Source organism: Burkholderia sp. DN3021, from assembly GCF_049805555.1.
In the GTDB taxonomy this organism is placed as follows: Bacteria; Pseudomonadota; Gammaproteobacteria; order Burkholderiales; family Burkholderiaceae; genus Burkholderia; species Burkholderia pyrrocinia_C.
Genome location: NZ_JBNCAB010000274.1, coordinates 1 through 568, shown reverse-complemented (window position 1 = coordinate 568; position 568 = coordinate 1). Strand labels below are relative to the sequence as shown.

The window sequence follows — 568 nt, the reverse complement described above, 5'->3', positions numbered from 1 at the left end:
CAGTGCATCGAATTCTCGATACGCCAATGCGAGCGCACGGCATGCGCGATGCGTGCCGCATCAGGCGGCAGGCTGCTCACGTAATAGCGGCGCTCGACCGACACCGTGTCACCGATCTCGCGTGTGGACTCGACCATCGCGATCGAGCGCATACCCGGCCAGAGCGCGACCGGACGCCATTTGCTCAGCAAGTCGCTGACTACGCAGCGCCCAGCACGCCGCAGGCTGACCACGCCTCGGTCTGCGCGATACTGTATACGACGCGCCGTCTGCGATCACGCAGTCGACGTTCGCGTCTCTACCACCGTCTTCCTCAGGTATGCCTGCGTCGCTTGGTCCAACTTTCGGGCATCAGTTTTCGTCTTCATACCCGTATAACGCTCCACGAACTATTTGGTGCGCTCGTCAGTAACATTTAGTTGGAAGATCGTCACCTGCCTGCGACGGCGGCAATGCGGATAGCGGCCGTCCTGTCCATTGGTACACCGGCGGGCGAACGTAAAGGCGGCGGATATAGCCATCGACCACGAGCCGGTGAATCTGAATGTATACCTGCCCAAGATTCAGG

1 pseudogene is annotated in these 568 nt (G+C 60.2%); it reads right to left on the bottom strand.

Annotation, left to right across the window (positions count from 1 at the left end):
- Nucleotides 1-233, bottom strand: a pseudogene (locus tag ACPUER_RS37060) (ISAs1 family transposase); the annotation flags it as partial.
- Nucleotides 234-568: the final 335 nt, after the last annotated feature.